Origin of the sequence: Chryseobacterium pennipullorum, from assembly GCF_003384725.1 — a bacterium.
In the GTDB taxonomy this organism is placed as follows: Bacteria; Bacteroidota; Bacteroidia; order Flavobacteriales; family Weeksellaceae; genus Chryseobacterium; species Chryseobacterium pennipullorum.
Map to the genome: position 1 here is coordinate 1 of NZ_QNVV01000018.1, position 17,083 is coordinate 17,083.

13 protein-coding genes and 5 tRNA genes are annotated in these 17,083 nt (G+C 39.3%); 9 read left to right on the forward strand and 9 right to left on the reverse strand.

From position 1 onward, the window contains the following. Positions 1–65: 65 nt before the first annotated feature. The 6 genes from DRF67_RS16780 to DRF67_RS16805 all read left to right on the forward strand — a co-directional run bounded on the left by DRF67_RS16780 (position 66) and on the right by DRF67_RS16805 (position 8,924). Complete coding sequence (locus DRF67_RS16780) at positions 66–242, forward strand: class I lanthipeptide (RefSeq protein WP_115929532.1); 177 nt, start codon at positions 66–68, stop codon at positions 240–242. Between the two features lie 108 nt (positions 243–350). Then, positions 351–1,523, forward strand: a complete 1,173-nt coding sequence (locus tag DRF67_RS16785) for a lanthionine synthetase LanC family protein (RefSeq protein ID WP_115929462.1) — start codon at positions 351–353, stop codon at positions 1,521–1,523. Next, positions 1,523–2,680, forward strand: a complete 1,158-nt coding sequence (locus tag DRF67_RS16790) for a lanthionine synthetase LanC family protein (RefSeq protein ID WP_115929463.1) — start codon at positions 1,523–1,525, stop codon at positions 2,678–2,680. The genes DRF67_RS16785 and DRF67_RS16790 overlap by 1 nt, the downstream gene beginning before the upstream one ends. A 1-nt stretch (position 2,681) precedes the next feature. After that, entirely contained in the window at positions 2,682–3,632 is a 951-nt protein-coding gene (locus DRF67_RS16795) for an LLM class flavin-dependent oxidoreductase (protein ID WP_115929464.1), read from the forward strand. A gap of 16 nt (positions 3,633–3,648) precedes the next feature. Next, complete coding sequence (locus DRF67_RS16800; protein WP_165851821.1) at positions 3,649–6,717, forward strand: lantibiotic dehydratase; 3,069 nt, start codon at positions 3,649–3,651, stop codon at positions 6,715–6,717. Continuing rightward, entirely contained in the window at positions 6,714–8,924 is a 2,211-nt protein-coding gene (locus tag DRF67_RS16805; RefSeq protein ID WP_115929466.1) for a peptidase domain-containing ABC transporter, read from the forward strand. The genes DRF67_RS16800 and DRF67_RS16805 overlap by 4 nt, the downstream gene beginning before the upstream one ends. A 113-nt stretch (positions 8,925–9,037) precedes the next feature. On the opposite strand, the gene DRF67_RS16810 is transcribed toward DRF67_RS16805, so the two are convergent. The 5 genes from DRF67_RS16810 to DRF67_RS16830 all read right to left on the reverse strand — a co-directional run bounded on the left by DRF67_RS16810 (position 9,038) and on the right by DRF67_RS16830 (position 9,642). Next, positions 9,038–9,121, reverse strand: a tRNA-Leu gene (locus DRF67_RS16810). Between the two features lie 70 nt (positions 9,122–9,191). Then, a tRNA-Leu gene (locus DRF67_RS16815) sits at positions 9,192–9,273 on the reverse strand. A 117-nt stretch (positions 9,274–9,390) separates the two neighbouring features. After that, positions 9,391–9,474: transfer RNA gene (locus DRF67_RS16820), tRNA-Leu, on the reverse strand. A gap of 6 nt (positions 9,475–9,480) precedes the next feature. After that, positions 9,481–9,556, reverse strand: a tRNA-Gly gene (locus DRF67_RS16825). 4 nt (positions 9,557–9,560) lie between these two features. Continuing rightward, positions 9,561–9,642: transfer RNA gene (locus DRF67_RS16830), tRNA-Leu, on the reverse strand. 179 nt (positions 9,643–9,821) lie between these two features. Here DRF67_RS16830 and DRF67_RS16835 point away from each other — a divergent pair. Genes DRF67_RS16835 through DRF67_RS16845 form a run of 3 tightly spaced genes read left to right on the forward strand, consistent with a single transcriptional unit; the run spans position 9,822 to position 11,784 of the window. Next, on the forward strand, positions 9,822–10,199 hold the full coding sequence (locus DRF67_RS16835; RefSeq protein WP_115929533.1) for a DUF3127 domain-containing protein: 378 nt from the start codon (positions 9,822–9,824) through the stop codon (positions 10,197–10,199). 60 nt (positions 10,200–10,259) lie between these two features. After that, positions 10,260–10,913, forward strand: a complete 654-nt coding sequence (aat, locus tag DRF67_RS16840; RefSeq protein ID WP_115929467.1) for a leucyl/phenylalanyl-tRNA--protein transferase — start codon at positions 10,260–10,262, stop codon at positions 10,911–10,913. After that, positions 10,900–11,784, forward strand: coding sequence for a DMT family transporter (locus DRF67_RS16845; RefSeq protein ID WP_115929468.1), 885 nt, complete (start codon positions 10,900–10,902; stop codon positions 11,782–11,784). Before aat ends, DRF67_RS16845 begins: the two co-directional genes overlap by 14 nt. A gap of 222 nt (positions 11,785–12,006) precedes the next feature. Here the strand turns inward: DRF67_RS16845 and DRF67_RS16850 are convergent, their stop codons facing one another. The 4 genes from DRF67_RS16850 to DRF67_RS16870 form a co-directional block, all read right to left on the reverse strand. Beyond that, positions 12,007–13,389: a tetratricopeptide repeat protein gene (locus DRF67_RS16850; RefSeq protein WP_115929469.1), complete on the reverse strand. Its 1,383-nt coding sequence runs from the start codon at positions 13,387–13,389 to the stop codon at positions 12,007–12,009. A gap of 209 nt (positions 13,390–13,598) precedes the next feature. Then, positions 13,599–14,570 (reverse strand): quinone oxidoreductase family protein, encoded by a 972-nt coding sequence (locus tag DRF67_RS16855; protein WP_115929470.1) that lies wholly within the window; start codon positions 14,568–14,570, stop codon positions 13,599–13,601. Between the two features lie 4 nt (positions 14,571–14,574). Next, complete coding sequence (locus DRF67_RS16860) at positions 14,575–15,036, reverse strand: hypothetical protein (protein WP_115929471.1); 462 nt, start codon at positions 15,034–15,036, stop codon at positions 14,575–14,577. A gap of 1,418 nt (positions 15,037–16,454) precedes the next feature. Next, positions 16,455–17,078 carry a Crp/Fnr family transcriptional regulator gene (locus DRF67_RS16870; RefSeq protein WP_228435839.1) on the reverse strand — a complete coding sequence of 208 codons (624 nt, stop codon included), beginning with the start codon at positions 17,076–17,078 and terminating at the stop codon, positions 16,455–16,457. Between the last annotated feature and the right edge of the window lie 5 nt (positions 17,079–17,083).

Here is a 17,083-nt window from a genome sequence, read left to right on the forward strand (position 1 = left end):
GAACTAAGACTTTCTTAATTATCAAATCATTTTTTAACTCATACAAATCATTAAAATTTAACATCATGCAAAAAATCAAATTAACTAAAGGACTACAAATCAACAAAGAACAAATCAGCAAACTGCAGGAAGAGCAGATGAACAGCCTGAAAGGAGGTAACAACCGCATCCAGGCGCCTGCACAATCTTGTGGACAGTGTTCTTGCCACGGGTCTACTCAGGCAGAATTAAGACTTTCTTAAGCCCCTGCTAAAGAAACAAGAATAACCAAGCGTTATGCTTCTCTATAAAAGAGGGAGATCTAAAACCCTCCCTCTTTTAAAAAAATATAATCCGATAGCTCCAAGATCATGCAAAAAGAAAAATTAATCATCTCCGAAATAGAAGAATGTATCCGTAAAAAAGATTCTGTACTCACCAGTATTGGCTTGAATAACGGGATACTCAGTGCATCTCTGTTCTACTATTATCATTATCTGATGACTCAGGAAGCCAAATCATTGGAACTGGTGACGTACTACATAGAAAAATCTCTATCTGCGCTGACGGAAGATTACAGGAGCTTTCACTTTAATGATGAAATCCGAGAGCTTGGATTATATATATTATTTCTTAAACAACAGGGAATTCTGGATAATGATATTGATTCTCTTTTAGAAAACATCGATGAAATATTAGAAGAAATTCTTATTCAAAAGATGGAACAAGGAGATCTGGATCTTACCAGCGGCTTCCCAAGTATCGCAAAATATTTCGTGTTGCGGAATATTGCTGATAAGAAACAGCTGATATACAAAACCATTGACAGGATTACAGAACTGAGCCGGTCTGACGAGAATGGGAGTTACTGGATGTTTGATCTGCGCAATAAGGAGCTTCCTTATGTAGAACTGGGCTTAGGCCATGGCGTAACAGGAGTAGTGAGCTACCTGCTTTTCCTCTACAAAAACAGGATCTTCACTGACCAATCTATCGCGCTCATTCATCGCGGGCTATCGTTTATCTGGGCTTGTAAAGAGAAAAATGCTGAGAACATCTCTCTTTTTCCCTTTAATGCTTATGAAAACAAGTATGTGGACTATCACAATCTGGCCTATGGAGAAATAGGAATCGGTTATACTTTTTACAATGCCGGTATCCTGCTCAACAACACAGATTATTCTGAAAAAGGATTGCATATCCTGCTGAATACCACGCGATTTAAAGATACTGACAAAAAAATGATTCTGGAACCTGGATTAACCTATGGTTCTGCAGGCTTAACCGCCTTATATAAAAACATTTACCAGCTTACGGAGCACGAAGCTTTTTTGGATGCAAAAGAATACTGGCACCAACACCTGCTTCAATACCAAAGTAACGAAAATACAAGCTGGGCGGGGTTTTCCCCTTACTATGCCAAACAGTACGAAAGCGTACATCTTGCTCTTGGACAAGGGATCACAGGAATTGGCATTATGCTAATGGCCGATATCACCAAAATGAATCACAGCTACGTCTCATTCTATAATTACGATCTATAATGGAAACACTACAATCTTATAAAATTGACACTATTCTTGAGGAATATGACCAAAAAATCCTCCATTATGATTACAGTTCTTTACCAGACGGACTGTTATTCGGGAAATTGGGTTTATTACTTTATTTCTTATCTCATTATCAGATAAAAAAAGACGAGCAGTATCTCGGAAAGGTCATCGCCATTCTGGAAGAAGTATTTGAGAATGCCAATCTTCAGAAAGAAGGTAATGTATACGCCCTCCCTGTTTTATCCAAAGGGCTTACAGGATTAGGAGTGATCCTTGATCTGCTGAAAAAAGCAGAACTGATAGAAGATGATTTTGATGAACAGATTGCAGACATCGGAGAAATTCTTTTCAGCCAGTCTATCAAAATGCTCCATGAAAACAATTATACTTTTTTTGACGGACCTATTGGGAACCTATATTATTTCAATACCGTCAAAAATGAACAATACAGCAGTGGACTTATAGATCTCCTTTACGAGGAATGTATGTCCCAACCCATCCCATTTGAAAATAAACTGAATGACAGTTTTGCAGATGGTATCAATTTAGGCTTCAATTACGGCTATTTATCTATTGTAAATAATCTTTTGTCACTCCCCGTAATTCCGGAAAAGGCAAAACACATTATCAACTCATGCATCCAATTTATCATCTCGAATTTTGATATCCATGAGATAGAGAATGCCAAAATATATAAACCCTACAACTACACCGGAACAGCGGATGTTTTAAAACCGTTTCACAACAACAGGCTTTGCTGGTGCAACAGCGATCTTTCTTTCTCCTATCTTCTCTATAAAGCATCTGAAGCATTACAAAATGACCAATACAAAATGCTGGCTCATGAAATAGGAATGGAAACTACAAAACGAAGGGTAATGGCCAATACCGGAATAGAGTTGGTCCATTATTGCCATGGAACTTCCGGACTTGTACAGCTTTACCACGAAGTATACCAAAGAGACCGGCAGCAGCCATACAAAGATTCAGAAAGGTTCTGGACGCAAAAGTCTCTCGAAATTCTGGAAAATGAGCTGGATCATCCGTTCACAGAACAGGACAGTTCTTTAATCTTTGGAAAAACAGGAGCGCTTCTTGCGCTCAATGATAAAATCGACAAAACTAATTATCTAAAATTTTTACTGTAACATGAAAACAAAAAGCATAGGATTACTGGAATTAGGCTACAGAAGTGGCAAAGATTCAATGACGGCTCTTAACGACGTGGTGGATTATGCCCTTCATGCAGAAAGATTAGGATACAGCAGATTCTGGCTGGCCGAGCATCATTATTCTCACATCAAAAATCTTGCATTCTCCAATCCCGATATCGTCATTGCCATGATCGCGGGAATGACAGAAAAGATAAGAGTAGGATCCGCAGGCACTTCTGTTCCCAGCTACTCACCTTATGCAGTCGCCACTACCTATAAACTGAGCAACAATCTTTTTAACGGAAGAATAGATCTTGGATTATCAAAAGGAGTTCCCGAAAGCCGGTATACCAAAGATCTTCTGAACCCGGATATGCTTACCAAGGGAATCGGGAATGTCTTTAAAGAAAATGCCTACACCATCCATGAACTTTTATATTCGGAAATTGAAAAAAATGAAAAAGAAGGGATATTAATTCCACCGTATGGCGGGCTGATCCCTGAGCTTTGGTATCTTTCTTCTTCTTTAGGCAACGCAGAGGATGCTATACATTTACATTCCAATTACTGTATTTCATTATTTCATAATAACGGTAAATTCCTGGAAGGCCTTGAAGATAAAAGAGAGGAAATCAATGCCTATAAAAATTCGTTTTTACAGAAAAACGGCTTCATTCCCAAGCTTTCTTTAGCCTTGGCGGTTAACCTTTCAGACTTTAATGAATTGGAAACCAAAGCAGAACAGGAGGCTGAATCTTTCAAGGTTCTCAACCTCAGCTTTCAGGAGCTTTATGAACTGATAGCCCAGCTTGACAACAAGCTTCCTATTGATGAATTCATTTTATATGATACGGAATCCGACAGCGACAAGAAAATAGAAAATGCTGAAACCATTAGCAATTACTATAACCTACAATCTTTTCACCATGAAAATGCAACTCGATAATATAAACGTTGGTTTTATGAGGAACGCCCTGTACTCATTTAAGCAATATAAAAATATACCCAAAAAGACAGAAGAGCTCGATCATTTTGTGCTGGAGCTATGGAATGATACCATCTTCAGAGAGGCAATATTCCTGGCATCATCAGAATTGTACCATGAATGGGCAAAACTTTGCCAGCATGATATTTCATTGCCGTTGGCTAAAAGAAACAGAATAAACAATTCCATTCTGAAATACTTCATCCGGATGACCACAAGGTCTACTCCTTTCGGAACATTTGCTTCTCATTCAACTTTTGAATTAAGCTCAGAATCCCGGAATATTGAGCAGGACAACATGCATTCTATTAGCCGGTACAGCACTTTGGACTTGTCTTTTCTATTTCAGGTGATCGCATTGATTAACAGAGACTTTCCTGAAGTTCACGACTATTCACTCAACGATTCCATCTACAAACTAGGGGATTATTACCGCTATATTGAAACCACAATACAGAACGAAAAAAGAATTTACACCTTAAGCTCTCTGGAAAAGGATGACCTTCTGGATTTTCTGGTTGAGACCGCTGCTGGTCGCTCCTATTCCTTCGAAAATTTGGTTTCCCTGGTTACAGATAATGTAGAAGGTGTTTCTGAAGAAGATGCGAGATACTATATCTTTAGTCTGATTGATGCTCAGTTTTTCAAAAGCAATTTTGACATCTGCCTGAATGAGCGGTCTCCGCTCCGCCAGACCATAGATTACATCTCCTCAAAAAAGAATCTTCATCCTGAGCTGGACGCTTATATGGAAAACCTGATCAGAATGGAAGACTATCTGGCATTACTCAACTCCGGAATAGGACAACCACAGGAGTATTACGACGAAATATTCTCTATTGCAAATCGTTTTTCCGTTTTGTACGACAAAAAACATCTGATCAATTCATCCCTAAAAAGAAATCTTGATTTCTCTCCTGTTACCAAAGAAGATCTTTCCAGGATTAAAAAAGGAATCGGTGTACTATCTTCTTTTTGGGACAAGGGAAACGAAGCGGTCAATGAGAATTTAGAAAACTTCAAAAGAATGTTCTATTCAAGATACGAAGATAACCTGGTTCCTCTGGTAGAGGTTCTGGATAATGAAAGCGGAATTGGATATGTGCAGGAACAAAATAATGACACTGATTTTTCTTCGCTGCTGGACACCTTAAGCTGGCCGGCTGCCGAAAGTGATGCATTTACACTCACCTACCAGAAAAAACACCACGAATTCTGGCGAAGAGCCATCAGTAAAGCAATTACTCAGGGCGACAATTCCATAGATCTTAACGAACATGATATTCAGTCTCTTGAAGGAGCAGAGGACATCAATTTAGCAAAATCCCTGTCTATTATGCTGGAGAAAGTTTCAGGCAAAATCGCAATCAGTTCTGTAGCGGGGACAAGCGGTATTAATCTGATTGCCAGATTCTCCAGTGAAGACGACGAGGTTTTGGGGCCCATGAACAAAATAATAAAGGAAGAGCAGAATAATACCCATTTCATCTATGCAGAGCTATTGCATCTCCCGGATAACAGGGCAGGTAATATTCTGTTGAGACAGGTAAAAAGAGGAAACCAGCTGTCTTACCTTACCAAAGCGTCATCATCGGAGCAAACGATCCATTTAAATGATTTATATCTCAAAATGGTCAACAGCAGAATGGTTCTATTCCATAAAGAACTTAATAAGGAGGTTAAAGTTTTCCATTCTACCGCTCATAATTTTGATTATAATTCTCTTCCGGTGTACCAGTTTCTATGTGATCTTCAGAAACAGGATATTTCTCCCGGCTTAGTATTAAATATCGGAGAATCCAATTACCTGATGTATGATTACGTACCCCGCATCACATTTGGTGATGATATTATCTTTACGTCCGCCCTTTGGAGAGTATACCAGAATGAGGTACCCGGAATTAAATCAAAAAACAGCTCAGAATGCATTAAGATCTTACAGCAGTATCTGTCTGACAGGAAAGTGAGCCGGTATTTCTTTATCTCACAGGGAGATAACAAATTGCTTATCGATTCTCAAAATGACAATCTGGTATTTTTCCTTGTGGAAGAATTGAGAGCAAAGCAAAGACTTGTTTTAACGGAATGCCTGTATGATCTCGATCATGATGAGTTCAGCAACGAAATTATAATGCCTCTGATCAACAAAAATCATAAAGCAATTCAAACAGAGCTTTCAGAACATATTTTCAACAGGAATATTTCTGATCATAAATTCATTCCTGGAAACAAGTGGCTGTATTACAAAATTTATTGCGGGACCAAATCATCAGACAAAATAGTGAAAGATGTTTTCCCTACACTCCTTCCCCAGCTAACTGAAGATGATCTGATAAAAAAATGGTTCTACATCAGATACAACGATCCCGATAACCATATCAGGCTGAGACTGGAAATTAACGACGAAGACTTGACCAATACAGCTAAAATCATCACCACATTTAATGAGTATTTTGATAAATACATCAGCGAAGGTATGATCAACAAAGTGGAAATCGGAACCTATGACAGGGAATATGACCGGTATGAGGGTGAATTTATCAATACAGCTGAACATATTTTTTACTATGACAGCACTTTGGTTGTAGATCTGCTCAGAAACATTGAAAACAACGATGATCTGTGGTTATACGCCATTAAAAGTATTGACACCTATTTTAATGTTTTCAATATTGATCTGGACGGGCGGTATACCATCATCAGCAATCTTTATATCGGCTTCCAGCGTGAGTTCAATGTAGACAGCAATCTCAAGAAGCAGCTGGATTTAAAATACAGAAATCACCTGGATATCATCAGTGAGATGGTAGAGACCACAGACCTCAGTTCGCCTTATTCTCAGTTTATCCTTTCTGTTACAGAAAACTGCAGGGAAATCGAGAGCCTCACGCCCAAACAAAAGGAGAAATTGGTAAGCAGCTTTATCCATATGCACATCAACAGGCTGATCAGATCCAGACACAGAATGCATGAATTAATTATTTATGGCATTGTAGAGAAGTACTATAAAATGAAAATTGGCAAAAGAAAATATCTAGTATCATGAAGCTCAAATTTATCCCTCAACACGATCAAATGGACTGCGGTCCTGCCTGCATTGCCATGGTGGCTTCCTACTTTGGCAAGCAGATCCCCTTACATTTCTTAAAGGAGAATGCAAATTTATCACGGGAAGGTGTTAGTTTACTAAGTATTAGTGAATTGTGCGAGAATATTGGATTCGAAACATACCCAGCCAAGCTTACTTTAAAAACGCTGGACGAAAACGGAAGCTTACCTTGTATTCTTCACTGGAACAAAAACCACTTTGTGGTGTTACTCGATGTAAAGAAAAGTATTTTTACAGGGAAGAAACGGTATAAAATTGCAGACCCGAGCCATGGAATGATCTGGATCAGTGAAAAAGATTTTCTTAAAAGCTGGCTATCCGACGGTGATAGTGGAATCGCTCTTTTTGTAAGTCCTACCAACAGCTTTTTTCAGCAATCCTTCCCTGAAGAAAACAAAGTCAACCTTTCTTTTGCCTTAAAGTACTTTAAAGAGCATAAAAAGAAATTCCTTTTTTTATCTGCAATGCTTCTATTGGGAAGCTGCCTGAGCCTGGTATTTCCGTTTCTTACGCAAACCCTTATAGACAAAGGGGTAAATACTAAGGATATAAATCTCATCACAGTCATTCTTATTTCTCAGATTGCCCTCTATGTAGGAAGCATTACCATAGAAATTCTTCGAAACTGGCTTATGATTCATATCGGAACAAGAATAAGTATTTCTATTATTTCAGACTTTTTAAAGAAAATGCTTTTGCTTCCGATGGGCTTTTTCGATTCGAAAATGAAGGGAGACTTTACCCAAAGAATACAAGACAACGAAAGGATTGAAGACTTCCTTACGTCACAGAGTCTGATGACTTTCTTCTCCATGATTACCTTCCTGGTCTTCTTTGGTGTGCTCTGGTACTATAATGTATCTATTGTATTCATTTATTCGGCACTGACTGCCTTATCATTAGGCTGGGCTCAATATTGGCTGAAAAAGAGAGAAGTTCTGGATTATTATCGATTCAGAGAAAAAGGAGAAAGCCAGGAAAGCGTATACGAAATCCTGAACGGTGTTTCCGAAATGAAACTCAATCAATTCGAAGAGTATAAGAGAAAAGAATGGGAAGGAATCCAGAATAAGCTTTTCAAAACTACACTTCGCATTATGAAAGTGGATCAGTTCCAGTTTTCAGGCTTTGAATTTCTTAATCAGTTAAAAAATATCTTAGTGACTTTCTTTGCGGCCCTTCAGGTGGTAAAAGGAAATATGACGATTGGCGAACTTCTGGCCATCTCCTATATCATTGGACAGCTGAACTCTCCCGTTAACCAGATGGTTTCTTTCTTCCGTACCCTCCAGGACGCCAAACTGAGCCTTTCCAGATTAAATGAAGTACAGCATCATGATGAGGAAGAAAAGGAAGGACTGAAAGCGGTCAGCATCAATAATACAACTGCAGACCACGGAGAAGAGAGAGGCATCACATTGCAAAACCTTTCTTTCCAGTATGAAGGGCCCAAATCTCCTTTTGTTTTAAAAGACGTTAACCTCTTTATTCCTGAAGGAAAAGTTACAGCTATCGTAGGAGCGAGTGGAAGCGGAAAAACAACTTTAATGAAGCTGCTTTTGAAGTTTTATAACCCTACATGCGGTTCCATTCATTATAATGATGATGATATTCTTACGCTGTCTCCAAAAAGCATCAGAGAAAACTACGGCGTAGTGATGCAGGACGGTTTTATTTTTTCGGATAGCATCGAAAGAAATATTGCGACCAGTGATGTGGAAATTAATACCAGGAAAATGGAAAATGCAGTAAGAATTGCCAATATTTCATCTTTTATTGATGCCCTTCCTTTAGGATATAACACCAAGATCGGTGCATCCGGAAACGGAATCTCCGGAGGTCAGAAGCAAAGAGTTCTTATTGCAAGAGCGGTATACAAAAACCCTCACTTTATATTGTTTGATGAAGCAACCTCTGCCCTTGATGCTGAAAACGAAAAAATCATTCATGATAACCTGCAGGAGTTCTTCAAAGGCAAAACGGTAATTATCGTAGCGCATCGTTTAAGTACCGTGAAAAATGCAGATCAGATCATTGTTCTGAAAAACGGCTCTGTGGTTGAAAAAGGCAACCATCAGGATCTGGTCAACAGAAAAGCAGATTATTATACCCTCGTAAAAAATCAGCTTGAACTGGGGAACTAATCACCTCTCAATATATCATTCTTACCGTTTCACAGCTTGTGAAGCGGTTTTTTTTTAATCGTCTGAATATAACAAAATGAAAGCCCTCCGTAATCCAATTACAGAGGGCTTAGTACCCCAGGCGGGACTTGAACCCGCACACCAAAAGAGGTACAGGATTTTAAGTCCTGCGTGTCTACCAGTTCCACCACCAGGGCATGGTGAGGCAAAAAAAAAGATTCGAACCAGAGGTTCCAATCTTTAAAACGTTTAAGAGTTTTTCGCTTGTGCGGATGAAGGGACTCGAACCCCCACGCCTCACGGCACCAGATCCTAAGTCTGGCGTGGCTACCAATTACACCACATCCGCTGATTGCCGATCTGTAGATACAGATTCAACTATTTCTTACAAATATAAAGTTTCTTCCTGAAAAGAACAACCTCTACTTAAAACAAAAAACCCTCCGTACAACTACAGAGGGCTTTGTACCCCGGGCGGGACTTGAACCCGCACGCCAAAAGAGGCACAGGATTTTAAGTCCTGCGTGTCTACCAGTTCCACCACCAGGGCATGGTGTGGAGCGAAAAACGGGACTCGAACCCGCGACCCCAACCTTGGCAAGGTTGTGCTCTACCAGCTGAGCTATTTTCGCATAGTGCGGATGAAGGGACTCGAACCCCCACGCCTCACGGCACCAGATCCTAAGTCTGGCGTGGCTACCAATTACACCACATCCGCTGGTTTTTTTGTATTGTAAGTTTTAAAGAGCTTGCTTCGTTTTTGTGAGTGCAAATATAGGACATTTTCCTTTCCCTCCAAACTTTTCCAGAAAAAAAATCAAATTTTCTACATTTTTTTTCCTCTGTACCTATTATTACATTTCATTTTCTTACTTTTACAACGTTAATAATTACGATATGGAATTACAAGGAACGGTAAAGAAACTTTTTGATGCTCAGACATTTGCGAGCGGTTTCCAAAAAAGAGAAATGGTTATTTTGACCCAGGAACAGTATCCACAGCCGATAAACATAGAATTTTTATCTGATAAAATCAGTTTATTAGATAATCTTAAAGAAGGTGAGAATGTAAAGGTAGGTATCAACATCAGAGGTAGAGAATGGGTTTCTCCTCAGGGTGAAACAAAGTACTTCAACTCTATTACAGGATGGAGAGTAGAAAAAGTATCTGACAATGCTTCAGAACCTACTCAGGCTACGCCTCAGCAGTCAGCTTCCCCGGTTTCCAACGAGAATCCGTTTGCTGGAGACGACGATGATGATTTGCCTTTTTAATCAGAGAATAAAAATCCAATATAAATCCTGCTTGATCAAGTGGGATTTTTTTTCTAGAAAATGGTCCGATTAGACGAAAATGAGATTTCATTCCCCGACCCTGAGCTGTATGACGGTCAGGAAGGAGTGGTAGCCTTTGGCGGCGATCTTTCTGTAGAACGTATCTGGTTTGCCTATCAGCTGGGTATTTTCCCCTGGTATGAACCGGGAGATGAAATCCTGTGGTGGTGTCCTGATCCCCGATTTGTTTTGGTTCCTGATGAGCTTAAAGTTTCCAAATCGATGAGGAAAATACTAAACAGAAACGTTTTTAGCTTTTCGGAAAACCAGGATTTCCGGGGCGTCATCAGAAATTGTCAGCAGGCTGCACGAAAGGGACAGACGGGTACATGGCTTTCCGATGAGCTCATGCAAACTTTTATCAGGCTTCATGACTATGGTCTTGCCAAAAGTATTGAAGTCTGGCAGGGTGAGGAGCTGGTAGGTGGCTTCTACGGACTGCAGATCGGCAATGTTTTCTGTGGCGAAAGCATGTTTGCCAAGGTAAGCAACGCTTCAAAAGCAGGATTTATCCATTTTGTGGAACGCCATAAAGACCAGCTTGAACTCATAGACTGCCAATCCCACACCGAGCATCTGGAAAGCCTGGGTGCAAAAATGATCCCTAAAAAAGACTTTTTAAAAATCTTACACGAAAACAATGAACGCAGATAAAGAAAAATGGGTGCTTTTGATTATCCTGAGTATTATTTGGGGATCATCATTTATATTGATCAAAAAATCACTGGACCATTTCAATCCCTTTCAGGTAGGTTCTTTAAGGGTTCTCATCGCAGGAATTATTTTGCTTCCTGTCGCGATTTCCAATTATAGGCTTTTCCCGAAAAAGCATCTGAAATGGCTCATTCTGGCTGCCCTCACAGGAAATTTCATCCCGATGTTTCTCTTTCCGATTGCAGAAACTCAGGTCAGCAGCAGCATTGCAGGAATTATCAATTCGATGATGCCTATCTTTGTTATTATTGTCGGTGCATTGATCTGGAAGTTTGAAACTACCAAAAAGCAAATTATCGGAACCCTGGTAAGTTTTACAGGAGTCTGTATTCTTGCCTTTGGTGGCGGAGACAGCGGCCAATTCAAGCTTATTCCTATTCTGCTGCTTTTACTGGCTACTTTATGCTATGCCGTGAGTACTACGACCGTAAAATCAAAACTTATGGAGGTTTCATCGACTGTATTGTCGGCCTTCATTTTTTCATTTGTCCTAATTTTTCCTTCTCTTATTGCCCTTACCGGTACCGGATTTTTCTCTGAATTCAGCTTTTCAAGAGATAATATGCTTGGACTGATGTTTGTAAGTATTTTATCCATTTTCGGGACCGGGCTCGCCATGATGATGAATTACCGCTTACTGAAAGTCTCTTCGCCACTTTTTGCTTCCACCGTTACATTGGTCATGCCTATTGTTGCGATCATCTGGGGAATTATAGATGGCGAGAAGCTCACTTATCTACAGTTTATAGGTGCGGGAGTGATTATAGCCGGATTAATTTTTCTAAGGACAAATCAGAAAAAATTAAAATAATCATACGGAACGGTTGGTTTGAGATCGTTATACCCAAGGGCATTTACATTGGTGATTCTTTTTCTACGATCCTTATCGATCACCAAACTTTTTCATTGTTTTCAGCAAATCTGAGATGACAGAATCCCGTTCACAACTTCGAATAAACCGATCTATGAAGGATAATTATCAATTAAAAAACCTGCATTTCTGCAGGTTTCTATTGTCATAAAGTCGTTACGTTTAATTCTTTTTTTTCACTCTACTTGCCTTTACCTTTTTCACCTCATCTTTGATGAAAGGATATTTTTTCTGCATATCCTTAGCCAGAGACGGATCCAGATCAAGCGCTTTCTGAAGTGATTCCATTCCTTTATCCTGATCCTTCAGATTGTAAAAGCAATTGCTCAGCTGGTAATACAATTCAGCTCTGTGATGCTTCTTCATCGCTCTGTTCAAAATGGTAACCGCTTCTTCATATTCGCCTACCAGCATCAGCACTTCAGAATACGCATACCAGTTGTAAAATCTTGAAGGCTCGGCATCTACAAGTTTTTTAAGACATGCAAGGCTTTCTTCAAATTTTCCTGAATCAATGAACAAAAACGCCAGTCTTTTCTGATAGTCAAGATTGTTCTCATTCAGCTGGGTAGCTTCTTTGGCAAAATGCAAGGCCTCTGTCATCCCGCCCATCTCTTCATAGAGATAGGACTGCTCCATCATCGCAAGGTAAAACTGAGGGTCTTCTCTTAATGATTTCTGGAATGCATTCAGGGCCACAATCGGCTGTTTTAATGCTTTATTGCATAATCCGATCTTATAAAAAGTAAATGCTTTCGTATATTCCAGCTCCAGCATCTCTTCATACGTTTCGATGGCCTTTTGATATTGTCCCAATGCTTCATAACAGGCGGCTTTGTTGGCATAAACCCCTACGGAGTTTGAATTGATGGCCAGCAAATAATCATATCCTCTTATGGCTTCGTCATAATTTTTTCTGTTGAAGTAGAATTGTCCGTACTCAAACCATGCGGTTTCGGAGTAGGCAAATTCATCCAGGTATTCATTAAGAAAGGCAATTGCCTCCTCACTCTTATTCAGGTCACTGAAGCACACCATACAGTTTTCCAGCGCGTATTCGTCAGCCGGATCTTCCTTCAGGGCTTTCCTGTAATGTTTAAGAGCGTTAAAAGGATCCCCAAGATTCACATATTCGTCCGCAATAAAGTTGTGGAGAAAGTTTTCTTCTTCCTCTAATGTCAAAGCTTTTTTGCAGATTTCAATGGATTTTCTGGGATTTCCTAAATTCGAATAATACTTGGCGTAGCAAACCATGAAGTCTGTATTTTCCATAGAGGAACCTTTCAGCTCATTGATAAGTTCTTTCGCCGTATTATATTCTTCCCATTCCAGCAGGATTTCAAGTTTTTTAATCTTGATATCCAGTGAATTAGGATGAAGCTTCAGTCCATAACTAACCGCTTTATCAGCGTAATTAAAATCACCAAGCTCCAAATAATAAACAATAATGTCTTCCAGTTCTTCGGTATCGAAGTAGAATTCGTCATTGTTTTCCATCATTTCCTCGAACTTTTTCACAAGTTCATTTCCAAAATACTCTTCCAATAGTGTCCTCTTTAGTCGGCCAGATGTCTGAATTTGCTTGCAGACCTCGGCAAACTTTTAATTAATTAATACATCTGAAACTGATATTCAAATATTTATGCAAAGTTGCAACTTTTTTTTGAATTTTCCCTTTCATAAATTTCTATTATAAAAATAGTAAAAAAAGAAACCCGAAAAAAGAATTGTGGATAAAAAAACGGAAATTGGGGTTAAATTGTTACGACCAATCTTTTTCCGGCCTGTCCTCCGGCATTCCAGACCGCTTCGATATTTTGAATGTCAATGTCTTCAGTCTCCATTTTGAGCTTTCCTGCCACTGCTGCCTGAAACATATCCGGAATGATTTCTGAAAATAAAAGTCCTGATTCTTCTTTTGTCCAGCTTCCCAGTCCGGAACCGGAAATCTGAATATCTGTTCCCCGTAGAATCTGTGATGACAGCTGAATGCTATCTCCACTCATTCCCCCGACGGTAACCAGCTTCATTTTGTGAGAGAATGTTCCGTCTCCTTTAAAGGCGGACAAAATCATTTCTACAGAATGTCCCCAGAGGTAATCAAGAATGATATCAATAGGGGTTTCACTGTGAATATTTTTAATTTTGCTTTTGAAATCCTCATCATTAAGCTTCAGAGATACCACCTCATCTGCTCCCAGCTGTAAAAGATCCTTCAGTGATTCTTCATTTCTGCCGGTAACAATTACTTTTCGGGCTCCGTATAATTTCGCGACCTGAACGGCTATTCGTCCTGTAATTCCCGTAGCTCCATTGATCAGAACTGTATGTCCAGGCTGTATCCCTGCTTTGAATTTTAAGGCCATTGCTGATCCCATTACCGCATTCGGCAGTGCTGCTGCAATAGAAAAATCCAGTTCTTCAGGGATCGGGACGGTCATGGTAAGCTCTGTTACTGCTTTCTCTGCAACGGTTCCTTTTTTACTGAAAAAATAGATCTTATTTCCGTTTTCCATATACCCTACTCCATCTGTTCCGATAATGAAGGGCTGATGGGCATTATTTGCTGTGGAATAATGATTTCCTCCGGCTCTTGCCCGGTCAAGATTTTTAATGGATGCTGCCTTTACAGACACCAAAATTTCACCATCCTTTGTTATTTCCGGCTCCGGAAATTCTGCATATTGGGGACTGCTTCCCTTTTCAAATACGACTGCTGCTTTCATTGTTTTATATTTTATACAAATTTATTTCCGGAACAGATGATGAAGCAATAACATTTGTTATCAGGTTGAGTTTTTTGGATAGAAAGGAAGATGGAAGCGAGAGGATAGAAGTTTTTATGTTGTACTTTATAGAAATATTCAACAAAGAAATAACGCAATGATCGCTAGGCTTAATTAAACGAGCCCCATATTTTCCGAACGCAAAGGCACTTCGTTCAGCAAAGACCGCTCCCATTGCTGAGTGAAGCGCCCTTGCGAACGTTTTATAATGCTCTATAATAAAACTCTTTGCGCCTTTTGCGATAAAATAAAATTCTTGGACGTTGGAAGAACGAGGATGGAAGTTTATATTGTGTCTTAAAGAAATATTCAATAAAGAAATAACGCGATGATCGCCAGGCTTAATTAAACGAACCCCATATTTTCCGAACGCAAAGGCACTTCGTTCAGCAAAGGCTGCTCCCATTGCTGAGTGAAACGCCCTTGCAAACGTTTTTTATAATCCTCTATAATAAAACTCTTTGCGCCTTTTGCGGTAAAAATATAATTCTTAGACGTTGGAAGGTGGAAGCACAAGGATGGAAGTTTATATTGTACCTTAAAGAAGTATTCAACAAAGAAATAACGCGATGATCGCTAAGCCTTTTAAACAGACACCTTATTTCACGACCGCATAGGCACTTCGTTCAGCAAAGGCTGCTCCCATTGCTGAGTGAAACGCCCTTGCGAACGTTTTATAATCATCTATAATAAAACTCTTTGCGCCTTTTGCGATAAAATAAATTCTTAAACGTTGGAAGGTGGAAGCGAGAGGATAGAAGTTTTTATGTTGTACTTTATAGAAATATTCAACAAAGAAATAACGCAATGATCGCTAGGCTTAATTAAACGAACCCATATTTTCCGAACGCAAAGGCACTTCGTTCAGCAAAGACCGCTCCCATTGCTGAGTGAAACGCCCTTGCGAATGTTTTTATAATCCTCTTTGCGTCTCTTGCGGTAAAAATATAATTCTTAGACGTTGGAAGCGCGAGGATGGAAGTTTATATTCTACCTTAGAGAAGTATTCAACAAAGAAATAACGCGATGATCGCTAGGCTTAATTAAACGAACACCTTATTTCCCGACCACAAAGGCACTTCGTTCAGCAAAGACCGCTCACCATTGCTAAGTGAAACGCCCTTGCGAACGTTTTTATAATCCTCTATAATAAAACTCTTTGCGCCTTTTGCGCTAAAAATAGAATTCTTAGACGTTGGAAGCGCGAGGATGGAAGTTTATATTGTGTATTAAAGAAGTATTCAATAAAGAAATAACGCAATGATCGCCAGGTCTTATTAAACAAACCCCATATTTCCGAACGCGAAGGCACTTCGTTCAGCAAAGACCAATTCCTCTTGCTAAGTGAAACGCCCATGCGAACGTTTTATAATGCTCTATAATAAAACTATTTGCGCCTTTTGCGGTAAAAATAGAATTCTTGGACGTTGGAAACGTTAGGACGAAAGTTTTTATATTGTACCTTAGAGAGGTATTCAATAAAGAAATAACGCGATGATCGCTAGGCTTAATTAAACAAATTTCATATTTCACGGCCGCAAAGGCACTTCGTTCAGCAAAGATCGCTCCCATTGCTGAGTGAAACGCCCTTGCCAATGTTTTTATAAAGCTCTTTGCGCCTTTTGCGGTAAAATATAATTCTTGGAAGGTTGAAACGCGAGGACGAAAGTTTTTTATATTGCACTTTAGAGAAGTATCAACAAAGAAATAACGCGATGATCGCCAGGCTTAATTAAACGAACCCATATTTCCGACCGCGAAGGCCCTTCGCTCAGCAAAGAAGTGAACGTCCTTGTGAATATTTTATGAGCGTTTCAAATCCTTTCAAAGAAGATTATTCTTTAAAATTCCTGATTTTATTCTGCTTAAATGGACTGTGGTAATTCCCAGGTAAGAAGCGATATAATGCTGAGGAATCCTTTTTATAATTTCCGGTTTTTCCTTTGCAAAATTAATATATCGTTGTTGGGGACTATCTTTTATAAACGAAAAGAAATGTTTCATATAATCGAAAACCCTTTCAAACAAAGCATCCATAAAGATTTTTCTAAGCTCGGCGTTTTCGTAGACTTCTTCAAGAAAAGCCTCTACATCCGGTTTTTTAATTTTATATAAAATACAGGGTTCTATGGTCTCAAATGACACCATACTGGGCAGTCCCTTTTTGAAGCTTTCAAGGGAAGAAAACATGGTGTTTTCAAGAAAAAACTGAAAGGTAACGTCTTTTCCGTCATTGTTGTACCATGCCCGTACCATTCCTTTTTCAATATAGTAGGCATTATGGGAAATCTCACCTTCTTTTAAGAGGATGGTTTTGGCAGGGACGTCCATACGCTCAAAGCTGCTGAGAAGTTTTCGCCATTTTTGTTTTGGAAACGGAAATTTATTTTTAATATGCTCAAACATAGTGGGATAAAAAAAGAACGGAGCAAGGTCCGTTCTTTTCATTTATT

Excerpts from the sequence above, each read along its gene's own strand:
- aat (WP_115929467.1), top strand. The coding sequence starts at position 10,260 with ATGGTCCGATTAGACGAAAATGAGATTTCATTCCCCGACCCTGAGCTG.
- DRF67_RS16805 (WP_115929466.1), top strand. The coding sequence starts at position 6,714 with ATGAAGCTCAAATTTATCCCTCAACACGATCAAATGGACTGCGGTCCT.
- DRF67_RS16860 (WP_115929471.1), bottom strand. The coding sequence starts at position 15,036 with ATGGGAGCAGCCTTTGCTGAACGAAGTGCCTTTGCGTTCGGAAAATAT.
- DRF67_RS16780 (WP_115929532.1), top strand. The coding sequence starts at position 66 with ATGCAAAAAATCAAATTAACTAAAGGACTACAAATCAACAAAGAACAA.
- DRF67_RS16855 (WP_115929470.1), bottom strand. The coding sequence starts at position 14,570 with ATGAAAGCAGCAGTCGTATTTGAAAAGGGAAGCAGTCCCCAATATGCA.
- DRF67_RS16835 (WP_115929533.1), top strand. The coding sequence starts at position 9,822 with ATGGAATTACAAGGAACGGTAAAGAAACTTTTTGATGCTCAGACATTT.
- DRF67_RS16790 (WP_115929463.1), top strand. The coding sequence starts at position 1,523 with ATGGAAACACTACAATCTTATAAAATTGACACTATTCTTGAGGAATAT.
- DRF67_RS16785 (WP_115929462.1), top strand. The coding sequence starts at position 351 with ATGCAAAAAGAAAAATTAATCATCTCCGAAATAGAAGAATGTATCCGT.
- DRF67_RS16800 (WP_165851821.1), top strand. The coding sequence starts at position 3,649 with ATGAGGAACGCCCTGTACTCATTTAAGCAATATAAAAATATACCCAAA.
- DRF67_RS16845 (WP_115929468.1), top strand. The coding sequence starts at position 10,900 with ATGAACGCAGATAAAGAAAAATGGGTGCTTTTGATTATCCTGAGTATT.
- DRF67_RS16795 (WP_115929464.1), top strand. The coding sequence starts at position 2,682 with ATGAAAACAAAAAGCATAGGATTACTGGAATTAGGCTACAGAAGTGGC.
- DRF67_RS16870 (WP_228435839.1), bottom strand. The coding sequence starts at position 17,078 with ATGAAAAGAACGGACCTTGCTCCGTTCTTTTTTTATCCCACTATGTTT.